The sequence below is a fragment of the Streptomyces sp. NPDC058457 genome (assembly GCF_042720695.1).
GTDB lineage: Bacteria > Actinomycetota > Actinomycetes > Streptomycetales > Streptomycetaceae > Streptomyces.
This window is the reverse complement of record NZ_JBHXLU010000007.1, coordinates 72,067-89,981: the sequence shown is the minus strand read 5'-3', so window position 1 is coordinate 89,981 and position 17,915 is coordinate 72,067. Positions and strand designations below refer to the sequence as shown.

General features: G+C 72.5%; 14 protein-coding genes and 1 pseudogene. 5 read left to right on the top strand and 10 right to left on the bottom strand.

The window, feature by feature from the left end:
* Position 1: 1 nt before the first annotated feature.
* The 4 genes from ACFWPS_RS08365 to ACFWPS_RS08350 are packed head-to-tail and all read right to left on the bottom strand — an operon-like array spanning position 2 to position 4,326.
* Positions 2–745: a CDP-alcohol phosphatidyltransferase family protein gene (locus tag ACFWPS_RS08365; protein ID WP_383702392.1), complete on the bottom strand. Its 744-nt coding sequence runs from the start codon at positions 743–745 to the stop codon at positions 2–4.
* A gap of 13 nt (positions 746–758) precedes the next feature.
* Positions 759–1,820 carry an iron-containing alcohol dehydrogenase family protein gene (locus ACFWPS_RS08360; protein WP_383702390.1) on the bottom strand — a complete coding sequence of 354 codons (1,062 nt, stop codon included), beginning with the start codon at positions 1,818–1,820 and terminating at the stop codon, positions 759–761.
* On the bottom strand, positions 1,808–2,560 hold the full coding sequence (locus ACFWPS_RS08355) for a sugar phosphate nucleotidyltransferase (RefSeq protein WP_383702388.1): 753 nt from the start codon (positions 2,558–2,560) through the stop codon (positions 1,808–1,810). Before ACFWPS_RS08355 ends, ACFWPS_RS08360 begins: the two co-directional genes overlap by 13 nt.
* Entirely contained in the window at positions 2,557–4,326 is a 1,770-nt protein-coding gene (locus tag ACFWPS_RS08350; protein WP_383702386.1) for a DUF5941 domain-containing protein, read from the bottom strand. Before ACFWPS_RS08350 ends, ACFWPS_RS08355 begins: the two co-directional genes overlap by 4 nt.
* Positions 4,327–4,718: 392 nt before the next feature.
* Between ACFWPS_RS08350 and ACFWPS_RS08345 the strand changes: the two are divergent.
* Positions 4,719–4,979: pseudogene (locus ACFWPS_RS08345) on the top strand (cation transporter); the annotation flags it as partial.
* Positions 4,980–5,173: 194 nt separating this feature from the next.
* Positions 5,174–5,767, top strand: coding sequence for an isopentenyl-diphosphate Delta-isomerase (gene idi / locus ACFWPS_RS08340; protein WP_383702384.1), 594 nt, complete (start codon positions 5,174–5,176; stop codon positions 5,765–5,767).
* A gap of 6 nt (positions 5,768–5,773) precedes the next feature.
* Here idi and ACFWPS_RS08335 read toward each other — a convergent pair whose 3' ends face one another.
* Entirely contained in the window at positions 5,774–6,268 is a 495-nt protein-coding gene (locus tag ACFWPS_RS08335; protein ID WP_383702626.1) for an ATP-binding protein, read from the bottom strand.
* A 281-nt stretch (positions 6,269–6,549) separates the two neighbouring features.
* Between ACFWPS_RS08335 and ACFWPS_RS08330 the strand changes: the two genes are divergently transcribed.
* Complete coding sequence (locus ACFWPS_RS08330; RefSeq protein WP_383702382.1) at positions 6,550–7,305, top strand: enoyl-CoA hydratase/isomerase family protein; 756 nt, start codon at positions 6,550–6,552, stop codon at positions 7,303–7,305.
* Here the strand turns inward: ACFWPS_RS08330 and ACFWPS_RS08325 are convergent.
* On the bottom strand, positions 7,277–7,927 hold the full coding sequence (locus ACFWPS_RS08325) for a DJ-1/PfpI family protein (RefSeq protein ID WP_383702380.1): 651 nt from the start codon (positions 7,925–7,927) through the stop codon (positions 7,277–7,279). The two genes, ACFWPS_RS08330 and ACFWPS_RS08325, sit on opposite strands and share 29 nt — an antisense overlap.
* A 7-nt stretch (positions 7,928–7,934) precedes the next feature.
* On the bottom strand, positions 7,935–8,903 hold the full coding sequence (locus ACFWPS_RS08320; RefSeq protein ID WP_383702378.1) for a GlxA family transcriptional regulator: 969 nt from the start codon (positions 8,901–8,903) through the stop codon (positions 7,935–7,937).
* 158 nt (positions 8,904–9,061) lie between these two features.
* Here ACFWPS_RS08320 and ACFWPS_RS08315 point away from each other — a divergent pair, with 158 nt between their 5' ends.
* Both ACFWPS_RS08315 and ACFWPS_RS08310 read left to right on the top strand, forming a co-directional pair.
* Positions 9,062–9,931 (top strand): hypothetical protein, encoded by an 870-nt coding sequence (locus ACFWPS_RS08315; protein ID WP_383702375.1) that lies wholly within the window; start codon positions 9,062–9,064, stop codon positions 9,929–9,931.
* Between the two features lie 478 nt (positions 9,932–10,409).
* Positions 10,410–12,797, top strand: a complete 2,388-nt coding sequence (locus ACFWPS_RS08310; RefSeq protein ID WP_383702373.1) for a Tex family protein — start codon at positions 10,410–10,412, stop codon at positions 12,795–12,797.
* Positions 12,798–12,916: 119 nt separating this feature from the next.
* Here ACFWPS_RS08310 and ACFWPS_RS08305 read toward each other — a convergent pair whose 3' ends face one another.
* The 3 genes from ACFWPS_RS08305 to ACFWPS_RS08295 form a co-directional block, all read right to left on the bottom strand.
* Entirely contained in the window at positions 12,917–15,517 is a 2,601-nt protein-coding gene (locus ACFWPS_RS08305) for a flippase-like domain-containing protein (protein WP_383702371.1), read from the bottom strand.
* 67 nt (positions 15,518–15,584) lie between these two features.
* A complete protein-coding gene (locus tag ACFWPS_RS08300; protein ID WP_383702369.1) occupies positions 15,585–16,064 on the bottom strand; it encodes a DUF1003 domain-containing protein in 480 nt (159 codons plus the stop codon).
* A gap of 187 nt (positions 16,065–16,251) precedes the next feature.
* On the bottom strand, positions 16,252–17,892 hold the full coding sequence (locus tag ACFWPS_RS08295; RefSeq protein WP_383702367.1) for an ABC-F family ATP-binding cassette domain-containing protein: 1,641 nt from the start codon (positions 17,890–17,892) through the stop codon (positions 16,252–16,254).
* Between the last annotated feature and the right edge of the window lie 23 nt (positions 17,893–17,915).

Here is a 17,915-nt window from a genome sequence, read left to right as displayed (position 1 = left end):
CTCACCGCAGCCTGCTCGACGCGAGGACCGAGACCAGGTGCAGCAGGGTCTGCAGCAGTGCGATGCCTGCGAGCACGGCGGTGCCGAGGCGGGTGAAGAAGAGGTCGCCGCGGACGTGGTCGACGATCGCGAGGGCCAGGATCAGCAGGGACGCCTCGATGCCGAGGATCAGCCGGTGGAACCGGAGCAGGGCGGCGGCCCGGCGGGCCAGCGCCATCCCGGAGGAGCGCATCTCGGCGGCGGCCTCCTTGACCACCGGCAGGCCGGCCTGGTGGCGGGCGACGCCGACCAGGTCGGTCTCGGCCTTGATCAGGATGGCGCCGAGCGCGGCCAGGGTGCCGAGGAAGGCCCACAGCCAGTCGATGCGGCCGCTGCCGAACAGGTCGGCGGCACGCAGCCCGAGCCCGACGAGAACGGCCGCGTCGGTCAGATACGCCCCCACCCGGTCGAGGTAGACCCCGCCCAGCGAGTACTGCTGCTTCCAGCGGGCGACCTCGCCGTCGACGCAGTCGAGCAGCAGGTACATCTGGACGCAGACCACGCCGAGCACGGCGCCCGTGATCCCCGGCACCAGCAGGGCCGGGGCCGCGAGCACACCGAAGACGGTCATCAGGTACGTGAGCTGGTTGGGTGTGACCCTGGTGTTCACCAGGTAGCGGTCCACCCGCAGGGACACCTCACGCATGTAGAGGCGTCCCATCCAGTGCTCACCGCTGCGCCGGTCCTTGACCCCAGCGGGGTGCACGACCGGACGGAGTTCAGCTACCGATGGCCTTGACATAGTCGACGTAGATGTCCTTGATCTGGTGGGTCTTGAGGTCGAGGTGTTCGAGGATGGTGTAGCGGCCGGGCCGGGTCTCCGGAGCGAACTCCACGACCCGGACGAACTCGTCCACGGTGAAGCCGATCTCCTCGGGCAGCACCGGCAGTCCGTGCCGGCGCAGCACATCGGCCATGTACGCGGACTGCTCGTGGGCTCCGCGCAGGTACATCGCGAAGGCCGCGCCGAGCCCGCACTGCTCGCCATGGCTGGCGGCACGCCTCGGGAACAGCAGGTCGAAGGCGTGGTTGATCTCGTGGCAGGCGCCGGAGGACGGGCGGGAGTCGCCCGACACCGACATGGCGATACCGCTGAGCACCAGCGCCTCGGCGAGGACCTGGAGGAAGTCGTTCTCGCCGATGCCGCCGGGGTGGCGCAGTACCGCCTCGCCGGCCTGCCGGGCCATGGCGGCCGCCAGACCGTCGATCTTCTCGCCGGTCACGCGGTGGGACAGCTCCCAGTCCGCGATCGCGGAGATGTTGGAGACGGCGTCGCCGATGCCCGAGCGCACGAAGCGCGCCGGGGCCTCCCGGATGACGTCGAGGTCGATGACGACCGCGATCGGGTTCGGCACGCCGTAGGAGCCGCGGCCCGCGTCGTTGTCGAGGGTGGCGACCGGCGAGCACAGGCCGTCGTGCGCGAGGTTCGTCGGCACGGCGACCAGCGGCAGGCCCACCCGGGCCGCGGCGAACTTGGCGCAGTCGATGATCTTGCCGCCGCCGAGGCCGACGACCGCGTCGTAGTGGCCGGCCTTGATGTCGCCGGCCAGTCGGATCGCGTCGTCGAGGGTGCCGCCGCCGACCTCGTACCAGGTGGCGCCGGGCAGGCTCGGCGAGACGCGTTCGCGCAGCTTGGAGCCGGAGCCGCCGCTGACGGCGACGGCAAGCCGCCCCGAGTGCGAGATGCGTTCGTCGGCGAGCACGCCCGCCAGGTCGTCGAGGGCACCCGGACGGATGTCCACGACGACCGGCGAGGGGATCAGCCGGGTCAGTACTGGCACGCGATCTCCCGTCCCCTGGCGAGATCGTCGTGGTTGTCGATCTCGACCCACCGGACGTCGCCGATCGGCGCCACGTCGATCCGGAAGCCGCGGTTGACCAGCTCCTGGTAGCCGTGCTCGTAGAACTGCTGCGGGTCGGTCTCCCAGACCGCCTTCAGCGCGTCGGCCAGCTCGGGGGCCGCGTCGCCCTCGATGAGCGTGACGCCGATGTACTCGCCGGTCGCCTCGGCGGGGTCCATCAGCTTGGTGATCTTCGTCATGCCCTTGTCGGCGTCGACGACGACCTTCATCTCCTCGTCCGCGAGGGACTTCACGGTGTCCAGGGCGAGGATGATCCGCTTGCCGTCGCCGCGGGCGGCGAGCAGCGTCTCCTCGACGGAGACCGGGTGGACGGTGTCGCCGTTGGCGAGGATCACGCCGTCCTTGAGGGCGTCACGGCCGCACCACAGGGAGTAGGCGTTGTTCCACTCCTCGGCCTTGTCGTTGTCGATGAGGGTGAGTTTGAGGCCGTACTTGGCCTCCAGGGCCGCCTTGCGCTCGTAGACGGCCTCCTTGCGGTAGCCGACGATGATCGCGACCTCGGTCAGGCCGATCTCGGCGAAGTTGCCGAGGGTCAGGTCGAGCACCGTGATCGAGTCCTCTATCCCGGCAGGCCCCACCGGCACCAGCGCCTTGGGCAGGCTGTCGGTGTAGGGGCGCAGACGCCGTCCGGCGCCGGCCGCCAGCACGAGGCCGATCATGCGGGTTCTCCTTCATCGTGTACGGCGGGCGCCCCTGCGGACACCCAGAAGCGGATGCTCTCGACGAGCACCAGCCCGGCCACGGCCACGGCGAGGACCGTGAGCGCGACCTTGAACTGCGCGGCGGTGAGCACCGCGGCCAGGACGGTGACCAGCAGGGCTCGCCCTTCCTGCCCCCCGATGGCGCGGACCAGCCAGGCCGGCGGCGCCCCGGCGTCGCCGCGGATGCGGTACACCGTGTCGTAGTGATGGTAGGCGACGGCGGCCACCAGGCCGAAAGCCGCAGGAAGGGCTCCGTTTACCCCAGCTTTACTTGCAAGGATGAGCACGGTGCCGTATTCGGCGGCGCGGAAGAGGGGCGGGACCAGCCAGTCGAGGGCGCCCTTGAGGGGGCGGGCGAGGGCCCGGCCGGAGGCGAGGGTGTAGGCGAAGGCGCCCACGACCGGCGCCCAGGTCACACCGGAGAAGAGCGAGGCGGCGAGAATCGCGGTGCCGGCGAGCGCCACCAGGAACGGGGAGCCGAGGGGGGCGGTGCGCACGGTGCGGGACACGAATCCCGCGAGGGGGCCGTTGTCGGCCAGGTCCGCGAGGGCCTTCGCCGCCCGGTCGGTGCGCCTGGCCTTCCGGGTCAGCGACCGCAGCACCCGCCCCGCCGTGGTGTAGGTCGCCGCGAAGGCACAGCCGACCAGCAGTACGTAGAGGGTGATCCGCGGGGTCGTGGCTGCCGTGAGGACGGCTATCAGTGCCCACCGTTCGCCGATGGGCAGGACTATCATCCGGCGCACCCAGACCGTCCAGCCGACGCTGTCGAGCCTGCCGGAGAGCGCCGCGGTGGGGCTGGTGTTGGCGGTGGCGTCGTGGTTGGCCTCGTTGAAGGAGAAGTCGACCACGTGCCGGCAGGTCTGCAGGATCATGGCGCCGAGGGCGAGGGCCCACACGTCGTCGCCGCCGCGGGCGGCGCCCAGGGCGAGGCCCGCGTAGTAGGCGTACTCCTTGGCCCGGTCGAAGGTGGCGTCCAGCCAGGCGCCGAGCGTGGAGTACTGCAGGGAGTAGCGGGCGAGCTGGCCGTCGGTGCAGTCCAGGACGAACGAGCAGATCAGCAGGACGCCCGCGGCGACGAACCCGGCCCGGGTGCCGGTGGCCGCGCAGCTCGCCGCGATCAGGGCGGTGAGCAGCGAGGCGGTGGTGACCTGGTTGGGGGTCAGTCCGCGCCGGGCGCACCAGCGCGCGATGTAGCGCGAGTACGGGCTGATGAAGAAGGTGGTGAAGAAGCCGTCGCGGGACTTCACGGCCGACTTCAGGCGGACGGCCTCGTCGTCGACGGCGGCGACGGCCTGCCGTGCCTCGTTGCGGGCCTGCGGATCGTCGGGGACGGCGGCGACCAGGCTGCCGAGCTCGGGGTGGTGGACGTCGGCGTCCAGGGCGGTGACGAGCCCGTCGACGGCGAGGGCGGTACCGCCGCCCGCCGAGGACTCCCTGGCCAGCGCACGGGCCAGCGCGGGACGGCCGGCGGGCTGGGCGGTGACGGCGCCGGGGATCGCGGCGAGCGGGAAGCGGGGGTCGGTGAGACCGAGCCGCAGGGCGTGCACATGACCGACGAAGCGGGCGTCGACGACGGCGACCCGCCGGTCGGCGGGGACGGCGGTGAGCAGGGCCTCGGTCTCGGCGGTGTCCGACGCCGTCAGCACCTCGAAGCCGAGCGCCCGCAGATCGCTCTCCAGTGACGATCCGGGGACCGGCGGACCGGTGACGATGGCGGTCGACAACCGAACTCACTCCCTGAGTGCCGGCGTACGGGCGCCGGTCCACTGCGTAGTCGGGCGGGGTGTGCCTGGTGGCCCCCGGGCGGCATTCGGCAGAGGTTATCGGATGGTGAGGACTGCTTGTTCACCGGCCGTTCACGGCACGGTCGACCCGCTCTGCCCCGGCCTTTGCCGAGATCATCATCCGTGATCCTGGCCCCGGCCCACAAACCGCGCCCACAGAACGGGCATTGAGGACACGCGCCCACGGCGCCGCGACCACCCACCCGCACGACCCGCCCCCTCACGGAAGGTAACCGAGGCCACCCTGACCAGCGACTCGTTTCCGCAGGTCAGGGCATACGACAACGGTGTTCAGCGCCGCGTTGCCGGATACCCCCCACCCGTAGTTCACTGTGCTCCCGGGCGGAACGGAGGAGGTATATCTCACGGGGACAGGGGACGATCACGGCCACGGGCACACCCACGTGCCGGCCACCGGAACGGCCGCGGCGGCGTACCGCGGACGGCTTCGGACGGCGCTCGCCATCACCATCGGCGTGATGGTGGTCGAGATCGCCGGCGGCCTGGTGGCCGACTCGCTCGCACCGATCGCGGACGCGGCCCACATGGCGACCGACGCGCTGGGCCTCGGCATGGCCCTGCCGGCGATCCACGGCCGGATACCGGAACGCAGCGCTCCGCACTCCCCCGGCGTCCTTGTGTTCGAGACCCCCGGACGGTTCCCTCCGGCACCCGTAGGGCACGATCAACTACCGGGTCCCTCTTCCGGCGTGCCCGTGCCGGGAAGTGCCGGGAGTGTCGGATTCGTACGGCAGACTTGGTGCGAAGACCGAGGCGAAGGATGGGTATGCCGATCACACCTGCCACCACGACGCACAGCACGTCGGAAGGGACCGTAGACGCGATTTTCCTTGAACTCGTCGACGAGAAGGGTGTGACCATCGGCACCGCGGAGAAGCTGGCCGCGCACCAGCCGCCCGGGCAGCTGCACCGGGCGTTCTCCGTCTTCCTCTTCGACGAGCACGGCAGGCTGCTGCTCCAGCAGCGGGCACTGGGCAAGTACCACTCCCCCGGCGTGTGGTCGAACACCTGCTGCGGCCACCCCTACCCCGGCGAGGCCCCCTTCGCGGCGGCCGCCCGGCGGACCTTCGAGGAGCTGGGGGTCTCCCCGTCGCTGCTCGCCGAGGCGGGCACGGTCCGCTACAACCACCCGGACCCGGCCTCCGGCCTGGTCGAGCAGGAGTTCAACCACCTGTTCGTCGGCATGGTCCAGGCGCCGCTCGCGCCGGACCCGGAGGAGGTCGAGGCGACCGTCTTCGTGACGGCCGCCGAGCTGGCCGAGCGGCACGCCCAGGACCCCTTCTCGTCCTGGTTCATGACCGTGCTGGACGCGGCCCGCCCGGCGATCAGGGAGCTGACCGGCCCGTCCGCCGGCTGGTGAACCCCCTCAGGGCAGCGTCGCGGGTTTGAGCGGCAGGGCGGCCCAGATCACCTTGCCGCCGCTCGACGTGTGCTCCACGTCCACGACTCCGCCCGCCTCCCGGGCCACCTCCCGCACCAGCAGCAGACCCCGGCCGCCGAGCTGCCCGTGGTCGGCCTCCAGGGCGGTCGGGCGGTAGGGGTGGTTGTCCTCCACCGACACCCGCACCCACTCGGCGCCGACGGCGACCTCGACGGCGAGCATCGGCGACAGCAGTGCCGCGTGCTTGACCGCGTTGGTGACCAGCTCGGAGACGATCAGCAACAGCCCGTACACCAGGTCCTCCGAGACCGGGACGCCCTGGCGCTGGAGCAGGTCCCGTACGGCGCGCCGCGCCTGCGGGACCGAGGCGTCCACGGCGGCGGCGGTGAACCGCCAGACTCCTTCGTACGGCAGCGGATCCGGCGGCGGCGCGCCGCCCCCCTCTGGACGCGGGTCGTGCCCGCGCCCGTGGTTCTCCATCGTCCGGTCGCCACCCTCGCGCTCGATTGTCACCACACGTCGAGTGTTGGTAACGACCCGGTCCGCCCCGGATGACTGAACACAAGTCAGCAACTATCGAGCGGATCTGACCCGTTGGCGTATGACAAGGTCAGTTGTGGAACGACTCTTGCCCTCGCCGATGCCGATTTCGCGAACTATTCGGGTTGTACGGGTATGAGAACTTTCCGAGGAGACGGGGTGCGACTCCCCGGAGACCACCGGAATTCCCCTCCTCCCGGGCGCGGATACCATCCCGCACTATGGAGCCCCGCCTCGACCACCAGGTCGGAAACGCCGTTGCCACGGTAGTCATCGGCAACCCGGCCAAACGCAACGCGATGACCGCGGACATGTGGCGGGCCCTCCCGCCCCTCCTCGACGCCCTCGCGGCCGACCCCGCCGTGCGGGCCCTCGTCCTCACCGGCGAGGGCGCCACCTTCTGTGCCGGCGCCGACATCTCCACCCTCCGGGACTCCTCCGCCGAGGCACAGACTCTCGCGGTCGCGGCCGAGGAGGCGCTCGCCGCGTTCCCCAAGCCGACCCTCGCCGCGGTGCGCGGCCACTGCGTCGGCGGCGGCTCGCAGCTCGCCGCCGCCTGCGATCTGCGGTTCGCCGAGGAGGGCGCGCTGTTCGGGGTGACACCGGCCAGGCTCGGCATCGTCTACCCGGCCGCCTCCACCCGGCGCCTGGTGTCCCTGGTCGGTCCGGCCACCACCAAGTACCTCCTCTTCTCCGGCGAGCTGATCGACGCGGAGCGGGCGCTGCGCACCGGTCTGGTCGACGAGGTGCTGCCGGAGGGCGAACTGGACAAGCGGGTGGCCGAGTTCACCCGGACCCTGACCGCCCGCTCGCAGCTGACGCAGGCCGCCGCGAAGGAGTTCGCGAACGGCCGCACGGACCGGGACGCGCACTGGGCGGAGCAGGCACGCGGCAGCGGCGACACCGCCGAGGGCGTCGCCGCGTTCCTGGAGCGCCGTCAGCCGCGGTTCACGTGGGCTGTTCCTGCCCGAGGATGAACCGGCTCATCGAGCGGAGCCGTTCGACGACCTCGGCGGGCGCCTTCTCCGGGGAGCCCGCGTCGTAGGGCGGCTGCGGGTCGTACTCGATCCCGAGCTGTACGGTCTGGGCGACGGCGTCCCCGGCGATCCGGCCGAGCAGGGCGAGGCCCATGTCGATCCCGGAGGAGACGCCGGCCGCGGTCACGTACTTCCCGTCGGTGACGACCCGCTCCCCCGTCGGCTCGGCGCCGTACTTGCGCAGCTCGTCGAGGGCCAGCCAGTGCGAGGTGGCGCGGCGTCCTTCGAGCAGGCCGGCGGCGGCGAGCAGCAGGGAGCCGGTGCACACGGAGGTCGTCCAGGTGCTGGTGGCGTCGGCGGTACGGATCCAGTCGAGGAGGACCTGGTTCGTCATCTGCGGGCTCTGGCCGGGGCCGCCGGGGACGACCACGACATCGGGGTGCGGCACCTCGGCGAGGGTCCGGTCGGCGGTCAGGGCGAGGTTCCCGCTGTCGGTGCGGACGGGACCGGTCCGCTCGGCGACGAAGACGACCTCGGAGTCCGGGAGCCGGCCCAGCGTCTCGTACGGCCCCACGGCGTCGAGGGCGGTGAAACGGTCGTAGAGCACGATCGCGATCTGCATGGCTCTCCTAACGGGGCGGGCTGACGGGGGCCGGGCTGAACCTGCGCCGGTATTCGGCGGGAGTCGCACCGAGGGCCTTGAGGAAGGCACGGCGCATCGCTTCGGGCGTGCCGTAGCCGCTGGCCCGGGAGACCTCCCCGACGCCGTCGCCGGTGTCCTCCAGGAGCCGGCGGGCGTGTTCCAGCCGGACCCGGTCGACGTAGCGGCCGGGCGTCGTCCCGGTCTCGGCCTGGAAGGCGCGGGCGAAGTGGCGGGGCGAGAGTGCGGCTCGGGCGGCCAGGGCCTCGACGCTCAGGTCGTCGTCCGGGTGCTCGGTGATCCACTGCTGTACCTCCCTGAGCGGTTCGCGCTGCGCGGTCTGGGCGGCGAGCTGGGCGCTGAACTGGGCCTGGTTGCCGGGCCTGCGCAGGAACACGACCAGGTGCCGGGCGACGGTGAGCGCGACGTCCCGGCCAAGGTCCTCCTCGACGAGGGCGAGGGCGAGGTCGATGCCGGAGGTGACACCGGCCGAGGTGGCGACACGGCCGTCCCGGACGTAGATCGGGTCGGGGTCGACGTCGACGGCGGGATGGTCGCGGGCCAGCGTCTCGCAGTACGCCCAGTGGGTGGTCGCACGGTGACCGTCCAGGAGCCCGGCGGCGGCGAGCAGGACGGCGCCGGTGCAGACGGAGACGAGCCGCCCGGCGAGCGGCCCGTGCGCCCGCAGCCACGCCACCAGCTCCGGGTCGGACCGCCGGGTGCCCTGACCACCGGGGACGAGGAGGGTGTGCGGGTCGGACGCGTCGGACAGGACCCCGTCCGGTACGACGGTCAGCCCGCTGGAGGTGCGCACGGGAGCGCCGTCCAGGGAGGCGGTACGGATGCGGTAGCTGCCCGGGGTGTGGTTCTCGGCGCCCGTGAAGACCTCGACGGGGCCGGTGACGTCGAGGCTCTGGACGCCGTCGAAGAGGACGACGAGAACGGTTCGCTGCGCCATGTCATCGATTGTTGGCCGGTCCGGTGATGGCCGCAATGACGAATACCCCACCTTTCCTGCCATGCCGGACGGCGGGACGGACCGACATCGGGCCGGCATCGGACCGACATCGGACCGGACACTGGAGTCCGTACCAACCAGTCAGTAGCGTGCCGCCCATGACAACCGCCGCCCTGGAGCCGCGCGCCGGCCGCCGCTGCCACACCCTGCTCAACTCCCTGCACGCGACCCACTTCTTCAGCCCCGAGCTGGCCGAGGAACTGGCCGCGCTCGGGGTCACCCACCCGCGGGCCGTCAACTTCTCCGTGCGGGCGGCGGCGTTGGGCGCGGTCGGGGCCGGCACGGTGACGGCGACGTTCTACAACTACAAGCACGAGCTGGTGGCCCGGCACGTGCCGGCCGTCTGGGAGATCGCCTCCCCGAAGGACGTCCTCGCCGCACGCGTGCGTGCCGTCGACGCGTCGATGCGCCGGCTGCTCGGCGTGGACGCTGTGGTCTCCGACGGGATGGCCGAGGCCGCGGAGCTCGCGCTGCGCGCCACCGAGGCCTGCTCGCGCTCCGGCCGCCCGCTGTACGCCGCCCACGCGGACCTGCCGGTGCCTCGGGAACCCCATCTAGCCTACTGGTACGCGAGCACGCTGCTGCGCGAGCACCGCGGCGACGGGCACCTCGCGGCGCTGCTGGCGGCCGGTCTTGACGGGCTGGAGGCGGTGGTGACGCACACGGCGACCGGCAAGGGCATGGCTCCGAAGTGGGTGTTCGCCACGCGCGGCTGGAGCCAGGACGACTGGGACGCGGCGGTGGCACGGCTGCGGGAGCGCGGGCTGCTCGACGCGGCGGGCGAGCTGACCGGGGCGGGGGTGGCGCTGCGGGCGGAGATCGAGGCGGAGACGGACCGGCTGGACCGGGCGCCGTACGAGCGTCTGGGGGCCGACGGGGTGGGAAGGCTGACGGAGCTCGCGGCGGGGTTCGCGAGGGCTGCGGTGGCCGCGGGGGCGTTTCCGGCGGATCTTGTCGGCAAGGGGTGACGGGGCCAAGGGGATGGGGCCGGGGAGGCGGGGCCAAGGGGGCGGGGCCGGGGGCCGGTTCGGCACCGCCGGACAGGGCCGTCTTGGCTGAGCGCCATTGCGGCGGGTCATGGCGAGCGGCAGATCACGGTGAGCCGCCGATCCGGGCGTGGGCGATCTCTTCGGCTGCGGGACGGCGGATGCCGTGGTGAGGCCGCGGGTCCGTTCCAACCGCGAGGCGGCCGATCCCCCCGTGAGGCCGCGGGTTCGTTTCAACCGTGAGGGGGCCGATGCCCTGTGAGGCGGCGGATTGCGTGGTGCGGTCGTGGGTTTGGTTCAGCCGTGAGGGGGCGGATTCATTCGGGTGTGCGAGTGAATGCTCGGGTGTGCGAAGGATTCGCGGAGAGTCCGTGTCTCGGAAAGGCGCCCTGGGGCCCGGTTGTCGGTGTCACCTGCCACAATTGCGGCGCAACCTCAGTGGAGAAGGCGGTACGGGATCGTGACGACACCCGGGTCCCTGGTTCCAGGGTCCATCGAAGGCAGGATCGCCGAGGAGCTCGGCGTACGGGAGCGGCAGGTCAAGGCTGCCGTGGAGCTGCTCGACGGCGGTTCGACGGTGCCCTTCATCGCCCGCTACCGCAAGGAAGCGACCGAGATGCTCGACGACGCGCAGCTGCGCACGCTCGAGGAGCGGCTGCGCTACCTGCGGGAGCTGGAAGAGCGACGGACGGCGATCCTGGAGTCGGTGCGGGAGCAGGGCAAGCTCACCGACGGGCTGGCGGCGCAGATCCGGGGCGCCGAGACCAAGGCGCGGCTGGAGGACATCTACCTGCCGTACAAGCCGAAGCGGCGGACCAAGGCGCAGATCGCGCGGGAGGCCGGCCTGGAGCCGCTGGCCGAGGGGCTGCTCGGGGATCCCGGGGTGGAGCCGCTGGCGGCCGCCGCCGCCTTCGTCGACGCCGACAAGGGTGTCGCCGATCCGCAGGCCGCCCTGGAGGGTGCCCGCGCGATCCTCACCGAGCGGTTCTCGGAGGACGCGGACCTCGTCGGCGAGCTGCGTGAGCGCATGTGGGTGCGCGGCCGGCTGGCCGCCAAGGTGCGGGACGGCAAGGAGGAGGCGGGCGCGAAGTTCGCCGACTACTTCGAGTTCGCCGAGCCGTTCACCGCGCTGCCCTCGCACCGCATCCTGGCGATGCTGCGCGGCGAGAAGGAGGAGGTCCTCGACCTCGTCCTGGAGCCGGAGGAGCCGACCGAGGGGCCGTCGTCGTACGAGGGCATCGTCGCCCACCGGTTCGGGATCACCGACCGGGGCCGGCCGGCCGACAAGTGGCTGTCGGACACGGTCCGCTGGGCCTGGCGCACCCGCCTCCTCGTCCACCTCGGCATCGACCTGCGGCTGCGGCTGCGTACGGCCGCCGAGGACGAGGCGGTCGACGTCTTCGCGGCGAACCTGCGCGACCTGCTGCTCGCCGCCCCGGCCGGCACCCGCGCGACGCTGGGCCTGGACCCCGGTTTCCGGACCGGCGTGAAGGTCGCCGTCGTCGACGCCACCGGCAAGGTGGTCGCCACCGACGTCATCTACCCGCACGTCCCGGCCAACAAGTGGGACGAGGCGATCGCCAAGCTGGCCCGGCTCGCCAAGGAGCACGCGGTCGACCTGATCGCGATCGGCAACGGCACGGCGTCCCGCGAGACCGACAAGCTCGCCGGTGAGCTCATCACCAGGCACCCGGAGCTGACGCTCACCAAGGTGATGGTGTCCGAGGCCGGCGCGTCCGTGTACTCGGCCTCCGCGTTCGCCTCGCAGGAGCTGCCCGCCATGGACGTGTCGCTGCGCGGCGCCGTGTCGATCGCCCGCCGGCTCCAGGACCCCCTGGCCGAGCTGGTGAAGATCGACCCCAAGTCGATCGGCGTCGGTCAGTACCAGCACGACCTGTCCGAGGTGAAGCTGTCCCGCTCGCTGGACGCGGTGGTCGAGGACTGCGTGAACGGCGTCGGTGTCGACGTCAACACCGCCTCCGCGCCGCTGCTCGCCCGGGTCTCCGGCATCACCTCAGGGCTCGCCGAGAACATCGTCGCCCACCGTGACAGCAACGGCCCGTTCACCTCCCGCGGCCAGCTGAAGAACGTGGCCCGGCTCGGCCCGAAGGCGTACGAGCAGTGCGCGGGCTTCCTGCGCATCCGCGGCGGCGACGACCCGCTGGACGCGTCGAGCGTCCACCCGGAGGCGTATCCCGTCGTCCGGCGCATGGTGAAGACGTCGGGGCAGGAGGTGGCCGCGCTCATCGGCAACACGGGTGCGCTGCGCTCGCTGCGGCCGACGGACTTCGTGGACGAGACGTTCGGTCTGCCGACCGTCACCGACATCCTCAAGGAGCTGGAGAAGCCGGGACGCGACCCGCGTCCGGCCTTCAAGACGGCCACCTTCAAGGAGGGCGTCGAGAAGATCTCCGACCTGTCCTCCGGGATGGTCCTGGAGGGAGTCGTCACGAACGTGGCGGCGTTCGGCGCGTTCGTCGACGTCGGTGTGCACCAGGACGGACTGGTCCATGTCTCCGCGATGTCCAAGACGTTCGTCAAGGACCCGCGCGACGTGGTGAAGCCGGGCGACATCGTCAAGGTGAAGGTCCTCGACGTGGACATCCCGCGCAAGCGGATCTCGCTGACGCTGCGGCTGGACGACGAGGCGGCGGCCTCCGGCGGTGAGCGCCGACCGCAACAGCAGCGGGGTGGCGGCGGGCGTCCGCCGCAGCAGCGGCAACAGCAGCAGCGGCAGGGGGGCGGCGCTCGCCAGGGCGCTGCGTCGGCGCCGGCGCCGACGAACAGCGCGATGGCCGATGCTCTGCGCCGGGCCGGGTTGCTGGACGGGAAGAAGGGGAAGCGCTGACCGTACCCGCCTGGGGGCGTGGGTCGCTGCCGGTCCGTTGTGGCTGGTCGCGCCCACGCGGCGGGGCCGCATATCGATACAGCCCCGCGCCCCTGGCGGGGCGCGTTTGCCGGGCCCCGTCACACGTACCCGCGCCGCTGCACGAAGCCCAGCGCGGTCGCGCCCAGTGGGACGTTGAGCCAGAACGTGAGCAGCCGGTAGACCAGGACCGCCGAGGTGGCGGGTCCGGCCGGCACGCCGAGGGCGGTCAGGCCCGCGATGAGGCCCGCTTCGAGCGCGCCGAGACCGCCGGGGACCGGGGCCGCGTTGGCGAGCAGGCGGGCCGCCATGTAGGCGGCGCCGAGTTGCACGAACGGGAGGTCGCCGCCGAGCGCGTGCAGGCTGAGGGCGAGCCCGATGATCTGGATGACGGGCAGGCCGAGCATGCCGACGACCCCGAGGGCCAGTTTGGCGGGGTCGGCGGCGATCCCGGTCAGCGTCGTCCCCGCCGCGCGCAGGAACGGCCACACCTTCTCGCGCAGGAAGCGCCGGCCGGGCGGGGTCAGGCCGAGCAGTCCGCCGGCGGCCAGCACGAGGACGATCGCGGGCAGGGTGTACTTGCCGACGGGCAGGTCCAGGTGCACCCCGCCGTGACGCTGTCCGGCCGCGGCGAAGAACACGGTGGCGACCACCACGTTGGAGACCGCGCCGGCCAGGCTCTGGAGCCCGACGGAGGCCGTCGCCGCGCCGGTCTCGATTCCCGTCTTCTGGAGATAGCGCAGGTTGAGCGCCATGCCGCCGACGTTGCCCGGGGTGATCCGGTTCAGGAAGGAGCTGGCGAACTGCACCTGGTATGTGGCCCGGAACGGCAGCCGTCCGGGGATGGTGCCGAGTTGCAGACAGGTCGAGAACCCCTGGGAGAGAAAGGTGACCGGGACGACCGCGAGCAGCCACCACCAGTTGGCGTCGCGCAGCGCACGGAGTGCGGCCGGGGCGTTGGCGAGCTGCGGCAGCACGAGGTGGAGCACCAGGAACGCGCCGGCCAGGCCCAGGACGCTCTTCCAGGTGAACCGGGCGAGAGGGGCGGGTTTGGCGGCCGGGGCGTCGCATGCGCCGCGTACTTCCTCGGCGAGGTCGTGCATCAGGTTCGGCCGGCCGCCGGGGCGCAGCGTGCGGCGCCGGGTGCCGGTCGTGGCCTCCCGGGCGCGGGCCTGGTCGTAGCGGGCCACCTCGCGGCGGGCGGGGCCGAGCAGGGCGAGCGGTTGCAGATACGGCAGAGCGGTCGCGAGCCGTTCGGGGCCGAGGCCGGCCAGGGCGCAGGCGGTGGCGCGGGCCGGTCCGACGCGTACGGCGGTGGTGGCGAGCAGTTCGGCGAGGTCACTGCCGAGCGTCTCGGGCGGCGCGTTCAGCTGGGCGCGCGCGAACGCGGTGAGCCGGGGTCCGCCGTCCGCGGAGACGAGGATGTGCTCGGGGCGCAACGCCCGGTGCGCGAGGCGGTGTTCCTGGATGCGGGCCACGGCCGCCCAGGCCTCGCCGAGCAGGGTGTCGGTCAGCTCCTCGTCGGGGAGCGCGGACAGCGGGCGGGCATCCGACCCGACCGTCACCACCACCGCGCCGCCCCCGGCCACGGGGTAGGCGATGACGGGGTCGGCGACCCGGGCGCCGGTGCGGGCGGCGAAGACCAGCATGAGCAGTTCGTGCTCGGCGGCCCCGAGCGGCGTCTGCTCGCCGGGGTCGGCCGGGTGGCGCAGCAGGACGCGCCGGGCGAGCCGGTGGAACAGGTCGCGCCCCCGGTCCTCGGCAGCGAGGGCGCGTACGGTCAGCTGCGCGCCCTCGGCGGTCTCGGCGCCGTAGAGGACTCCCTCGCCGGGGAGTTGGCGGTCCACCGGCAGTTCGCGGAGGGTGGCCAGCGGGATCCCGCAGGCGACGAGGGCGTCGGCGACGGCCTGGGCCGGCGGGCGGTCGGGCGGGCCGCCGGCCATGAGCAGGACGGCAGATCCGGCGGTGCCGCCGACGACGAGGGCCCCGAACGCGTCCAGCGGGACGAGCGAGGCGGCCAGCGCGCCGAACGCGGCGCACCCGACGGTCAGGGCCCACAGCGCCCGGCGCCACGGCCGTGCCAGCCAGGGGCCCGCGGCGACGACCGCGGACGCGCAGGCCGCCAGGTACACCGCCGACGGCCAGCCGGCGTGCACCAGTCCGCCACGGCCGACGAGCACCTCCGGCCACAGCTCGGGTCTGCTCTCGGCCAGCGCAAGCCGGGTGAGCGTCCAGCCGACGGCCGCGCCCAGGGCCGCGGCGGGCAGCACCCTCGACACCGCGTCGAACCGGCGCCGTACGACGAGCACGGCCAGGGCCGCCAGCGGTGCGAGCATGGCGACCGCCTGCACCGTGCCGAGCAGTGCGTCGCGCAGGTCCGGCGGCAGCGCGGTGGCCGCGGTGAGCAGGCCCTGCTGCGCCCTGCGGGCGAAGTCCCGGGTGGCGACCGCCACCAGTACCGTCAGGGCGAGGGCGGCCAGGGAGACCAGCAGTCGCAGCAGGTCGGCCGCGCGGCGCACGTCCCGGGGCGGCGGGGCATGGACGGTGGGCGCCGCCCCGCCCGTCCCTGTCGCGCCCACGATGTCGGAGGACAGCAGCATGCCGTGCCGGTCGGTCATGTCCCGCCCCCGGCGGGGCTGCGAGGACGGCCCATGCGCGCGCTCCTTCGGGCACAGGTCCGGCTCGCCCGGACGTCGGCCCATGGTTCCACGCGGCCGGAGTTCCGCGCCTCCGTCGAATGACTGTACGCAGACGCGGTCGGCCGACGGATCATGTCACCTTGGGAGGCTGCTGGGGGGCGGTGCCGTTCATCCGGGCGCGGTTCTCCGCGAGCAGTTCCTGGACGCGCTTCTCGACCTCCACGGGGTCGATGCCGAGGGCACGGCCCATGTGGATGGACCACACCTCCGAGCGCACGTTGGTCTCGAAGTCCAGGTCGGCGCGGACGTTCTCCCGGGCGGCCTGGCGGTTCTGGCTCACCATCACGAACGTGGACAGGAAGATCGCCTCCAGGCTGACGATCATGGTGAGCAGTCCGAAGGGGAACGGGTCCCAGATCGCGCCCTGTCCGAAGACGCCCTCGTTGCAGACGATCCAGATCGCGAACCACAGGGCGTGCAGATACACGAACGTCATGGTTCCGGCGAAGGCGGTGATCGCGTCCGCGATGCGGTCCTGGGTGCCGCGCAGCTGTGCGAGGACGTCCTGTTCGTTCACGATCCGTAGGGCCGGTCGCTTCGGTGTGCCCATGGTCCCTCCCTGCCCTGTGTCCGATGATGATCACAGCGTACGGTTCGGGGCCGACAGCGCTGTAGAGGGTGCCGGGGCGGGTTGTTCGGCGGCTGCGGGTGCTTCGTGGTTGCTCGCGCCCACGCGGCGGAGCCGCATATCGACACAGCCCCGCGCCCCTTCGGGGGCGCGGGCAGCTGGGGCGTTGCTAACGTTCCGTCACCTTGCCCGACGCCACCTCAAGGCGGCGGGTCACGTGGACCGCGTCCAGCATGCGGCGGTCGTGGGTGACCAGGAGGAGGGTGCCCTCGTAGGAGTCGAGCGCCGATTCCAGTTGCTCGATCGCCGGCAGGTCCAGGTGGTTCGTCGGTTCGTCCAGGACGAGGAGGTTGACGCCGCGGCCCTGGAGCAGGGCCAGGGCGGCGCGGGTGCGCTCGCCCGGTGACAACGTGGCCGCGGAGCGCAGCACATGGTCCTGTTTGAGGCCGAACTTGGCCATCAGGGTGCGGACTTCGACCGGTTCGGTGTCCGGTACGGCCGCGCAGAAGGCGTCCAGCAGGGACTCGGTGCCGTGGAAGAGCTTGCGGGCCTGGTCGACCTCGCCGACCAGTACGCCCGAGCCGAGGGCCGCGTGCCCGGCGTCCAGCTCCACCCGGCCCAGCAGCGCGGCGAGCAGCGTCGACTTGCCCGCGCCGTTCGCACCGGTCACCGCGACCCGGTCCGCCCAGTCGATCTGGAGGGACACCGGGCCGAAGGTGAAGTCCCCGCGGCGTACCTCCGCGTCCCGCAGAGTGGCGACGACGGCGCCGGAGCGCGGGGCGGCCGCGATCTCCATGCGCAGGTCCCACTCCTTGCGGGGCTCCTCCACGACATCCAGGCGCTCGATCATGCGCTGGGTCTGGCGGGCCTTGGCGGCCTGCTTCTCGCTGGCCTCGCTGCGGAACTTGCGGCCGATCTTGTCGTTGTCGTTGCCCGCCTTGCGCCGGGCGTTCTTGACGCCCTTGTCCATCCAGCCGCGCTGCATCTGCGCGCGGTCCTGGAGGGCGGACTTCTTGTCGGCGTACTCGTCGTAGTCCTCGCGGGCGTGCCGGCGGGACGTCTCGCGCTCCTCCAGGTAGGCGTCGTAGCCGCCGCCGTAGAGGTTGATCTGGTTCTGGGCCAGGTCGAGTTCGAGGACCTTGGTGACCGTGCGGGTGAGGAACTCGCGGTCGTGGCTGACGACGACCGTGCCGGCGCGCAGGCCGGTCACGAAGCGTTCGAGGCGCTCCAGGCCGTCCAGGTCGAGGTCGTTGGTGGGCTCGTCGAGGAGGAAGACGTCGTAGCGGGAGAGGAGGAGGGAGGCGAGGCCGGCGCGGGCGGCCTGGCCGCCGGAGAGCGAGGTCATCGGCTGGTCGAGGTCGACGGCCAGGCCGAGGGTGTCGGCGACCTCCTCGGCCCGCTCCTCCAGGTCGGCGCCGCCGAGGTCGAGCCAGCGTTCCAGAGCCGTGGCATACGCGTCGTCTGCGCCCGGTGCCCCGTCGACCAGGGCCTGGGTCGCCTCGTCCATCACGCGCTGGGCCTCGGCGACCCCGGTGCGCCGAGCGAGGAAGGCGCGGACGGTCTCGCCCGGCCGCCGCTCCGGCTCCTGGGGCAGGTGGCCGACGGTCGCGGTCGGCGGGGAGAGCCGCAGTTCGCCCTGTTCGGGAGCGGTGAGTCCGGCGAGCAGCCGGAGCAGCGTGGACTTGCCCGCACCGTTGGCACCGACCAGCCCGATCACGTCACCGGGTGCGACGACGAGGTCGAGCCCGGAGAAGAGCGAGCGGTCGCCGTGCCCGGCGGCGAGGTTCTTGGCGACGAGGGTGGCAGTCATCAGAACGCCGATCCTAATGTCCG